The sequence below is a fragment of the Actinokineospora sp. PR83 genome (genome assembly GCF_021056305.1).
Taxonomy (GTDB): domain Bacteria; phylum Actinomycetota; class Actinomycetes; order Mycobacteriales; family Pseudonocardiaceae; genus Actinokineospora; species Actinokineospora spheciospongiae.
Genome location: NZ_JAJCXD010000146.1, coordinates 1 through 3,909, shown reverse-complemented (window position 1 = coordinate 3,909; position 3,909 = coordinate 1). Strand labels below are relative to the sequence as shown.

The following is a 3,909-nucleotide window of genomic DNA, read 5'->3' as shown; positions in this document are numbered from 1 at the left end:
CCGCGGTGGGGCCGGGGCCCAGCGGCACGGCCTCGGCACCGGCGTCGGCCAGCCAGGCCGCCACGAGCCGCCCGCGCGGGGAGTCCACGTCGGTGACCAGGACCCGGCCGCGGGGCCGCCACGGCTCGGCGCCCGCGGGCAGCGGGGCGGGCACCAGGCGGCGGGCCTCGACCCCGCCGCGGCCGATGAGGACCTGGTCCTCGCCGTGGTCGCAGTCGAGGACGGCGGCGAGCCGGTCGAGCGCGGCGGGGTCGGGGTCCTCGGGTAGCTGGACCATGCCCGCCCAGGTCTGCGAGGACTCGATGGCGGCGGTGCGCCCGACGGCCCACAGGGCGGCCGGGTCGGGGCCGACGGTGGCCGTCCACACCTGGCACTCGGGGTGGGTGGCGACGAAGCGCAGGGTGGAGCCGAACGGGTCGGCGCCCAGCGGCAGGAACGACAGCACGGGGCGGGCGCTGTCGAGCGGCACGTCGGACACCGCCTCCGCACCCAGCCGATCGGCGGCCGCGCGGACCCAGGGGTGGTCGGCCCGCTCCGGCGGGGCCAGGACCAGCCACGGCCTGCGGTCGTGGGCGGGGCCGGGGTCGACCGGCAGCCAGGCGACGCGGTAGCGGGCGGCCTCGACCGCGGAGTCCCGTTCGCGCCCGCTGCGCCAGGCGGCCAGCGCGGGCAGCACGGCGGCGACGGCGTCGGGCTCGGCATCGATGAGGTCGGCCACCGCGGCGGGGTCGGCGGCGCGCACGGCGGCCCACAGGTCGGCGTCGGGCTCGGGCGCGGCCTGCGGGGCGGGGGCGGGCTTGGGCCAGAACGCCTTGCGCTGGAAGGCGTAGGTGGGCAGCGGGACCGGGCGCGCGCCGGGCAGGGCGACGGCCCAGTCCACGGTGGCGCCGGTGGCGTGCAGGAAGCCGAGGGCCGCGGCCAGGGCGGGGGCCTCGTCGGCGCGCACAGCGGGGACGCAGGGCAGGTCGTCGGAGCGGGTCAGGGCGGTGAGCACGGCGTCGGGGCCGACCTCGACGGCGCGGCCGACGCCGAGGCCGGGCAGGTGCGCGACGGCGTCGGCGTAGCGGACCGCGTCGCGGGCGTTGCGCACCCAGTGCTCGACGTCGAGGACTTCGGCGGTGACGGGCCCGCCGGTCACCGTGGACACCAGCGTCCTGGTGGGTGGGGCGAACTCGACCCCGCGCAGGACCTCGCGGTACTCGTCCAGGACCGGGTCGATGAGCGCGGAGTGGAAGGCGTGGCTGACCGGGAGCTCCTTGGAGCGGAAGCCCGCCGCCGCGGCGCGGACGGTGTCGGCGTCGCCGGAGAGCACCACCGACTCCGGCCCGTTGACCGCGGCGAGGCTGACCCCCGCGCCCAGCAGCGGCGCCACCTCGGCCTCGGAGGCCACGACGGCGACCATCGCGCCGGTCTCGGGCAACGCGTCCATCAGCGCGCCGCGGGCGGCGACGAGCGCGCACGCGTCGCGCAGCGACAGCACGCCCGCGAGGTGGGCGGCGGCGATCTCGCCCACCGAGTGCCCGATGAGCACGTCGGGGCGCACGCCCCAGGACTCCAGGGTGCGGGCCGTGGCGACGGAGACGGCGAACAGGCCCGGCTGGGCGATCCGCGTCCGGTCGACGGGGCCACCGGCGGCCAGCACCGCGCGCACGTCGGGCGGGAAGCAGTCGAGCACCTCGGCCCAGGCGGCGGCGAAGGCGGGGAACGCCGCGGCCAAGCCCAGGCCCATCCCGGCGCGCTGCGCGCCTTGGCCGCTGCACAGGAACGCGGTGCGCCCGGACGCCGTGGGGACCTCCTGGCCGTCCCAGGCGGCGAGGCCCCGGGTGCCCACGACGACCGCGCTGCGGCGCAGCAGGGCGCGCGTGGTGGCCAGCGACAGCGCCACGTCGGCCTCCTCGGCCGGGTGCTCGCGCAGGTGGGCGGCGAGCCGGTCGACCTGGGCGCGCAGCGCGGCGGGGCTGTGCGCGGAGACGACGAACGGGACCGCGCCGACCGGCTCGGCGGCCGGGCGCGGCGCCTGCGCGGGCGGTTCCTCGACGATGACGTGGGCGTTGGTGCCGCTGATGCCGAACGAGGACACGCCCGCGCGGCGCACCCGCTCCCCCGGCTCCCAGGGCCGGGCCTCGGTCAGCAGCTCGACCGCGCCCGCGCTCCAGCCCACGTGCGGGGTGGGCTCGGCGGCGTGCAGGGTCCTGGGCAGCAGGCCGTGGCGCAGCGCCAGGACGACCTTGAGCACGCCGCCGACGCCGGAGGCGGCCTGGCTGTGGCCGAGGTTGGACTTGAGCGAGCCCAGCAGCAGCGGCCCGCGCCCACCGCGGGTGCGGCCGTAGGTCTCCAGCAGCGCCTGGGCCTCGATGGGGTCGCCGAGCCGGGTGCCGGTGCCGTGCGCCTCGACGGCGTCCACGTCGGACGGTTCCAGGCCCGCGTCGGCCAGCGCGCGCTGGATGACGCGGCGCTGGGCGGGCCCGTTGGGGGCGGTGAGGCCGTTGGAGGCGCCGTCGGAGTTCACCGCGGACCCGCGCACCACGGCCAGGACGGGGTGGCCGTTGGCCTCGGCGTCGGAAAGCCGTTCGAGCACGAGCACGCCCGCGCCCTCGGCCCAGCCGGTGCCGTCGGCGCCCGCGCCGAAGGCCTTGCACCGGCCGTCGGGGGCCAGCCCGCCCTGGCGGGAGAACTCCAGGAACGCCCCGGGCGTGGCCATCACGGTGACCCCGCCCGCCAGCGCGAGCGCGGACTCCCCCGAGCGCAGCGACCGCACCGCCAGGTGCAGGGCGACCAGCGACGACGAGCACGCGGTGTCGACGGTGACCGCGGGCCCTTCCAGGCCCAGGGCGTAGGCGACCCGGCCGGAGACCACGGACCCGGCGTTGCCGGTGGCGATGTGCCCGTCGACCGGCTCGCCGGAGGCCACCAGCAGCGGGGTGTAGTCCTGCCCGCTCGCGCCGACGAACACCCCGGTGGCGCTGCCGCGCAGCGCCGACGGGTCGATGCCCGCGCGCTCCAGGGCCTCCCAGGAGGTCTCCAGCAGCAGCCGCTGCTGGGGGTCCATCGCCAGCGCCTCGCGCGGGGAGATGCCGAAGAACCCGGCGTCGAAGTCACCGACGTCGTGCAGGAACCCGCCCTCGCCGGTCAGGCCCTCGGCGCCGCGCAGCGCGGCGAGGTCCCAGCCGCGGTTGGCCGGGAAGCCGGTGACGGCGTCCGCGCCGGTGCGCACCAGCTCCCACAGGTCCTCCGGGGAGCGCACGCCGCCGGGGTAGCGGCAGCCCATGCCCACCACCACGACCGGGTCCGGCTGCGCGTCCTCCAGCTCCCGCACCCGCGCGCGGGTGCGGTGCAGCTCGGTGATGACCTTCTTCAGGTACTCGCGGAGCTTGTCCGCCTCGGTCGCCGATGCGCTCACAGCAGTCCCAAGTCCTTGTCGACGATGTCGAACAGATCGCTGTCGGAGGCCTCGTCGAGGTCGAGCCCGTCGCCCTCGGCGGACTCGTTGTCGAGGGCGGCCAGCGCGCGGCGCAGCCGGGCGGCCAGCCGGGCGCGGTCGTCGCCGCCCAGGTGCAGCTCCTCGACCCTGGCCAGGCCCGCCAGCAGGCCGTCGACCTCGTCGGCCTCGGCGCCGAGCACCGCCTCCACCAGGTACCCGGCCAGCTCCTGCGGTGTCGGGTAGTCGAAGACCACCGCCGCCGACAGCACCGCGCCGGTGGCCGCGGCGAGCCGGTTGCGCAGCTCCACCGCGGTCAGCGAGTCGAACCCGACGTCGCGGAACGCCCGGTCGGCGGCGACCGCCTCCGGGCCGGGGTGGCCCAGGACGGCGGCGGCCTCGGCGCGGACCAGCTCGGTCAGCTCGGCGCGCGCCCCGGCCCGGTCGAGCGCGCCGAGCCGGGCCCGCAGCTCGGCCCCGCCACCGGCGGC

General features: G+C 78.4%; 1 protein-coding gene and 1 pseudogene. Both read right to left on the bottom strand.

Going from position 1 to position 3,909, the window contains the following annotated elements; all coding sequences use genetic code 11:
* A pseudogene (locus tag L6E12_RS33520) lies at positions 1 to 3,364 on the bottom strand (type I polyketide synthase); the annotation flags it as partial.
* Between the two features lie 32 nt (positions 3,365 to 3,396).
* On the bottom strand, positions 3,397 to 3,909 hold a 513-nt coding region (locus tag L6E12_RS33515; RefSeq protein ID WP_236231935.1), incomplete at its 5' end, for an acyl carrier protein.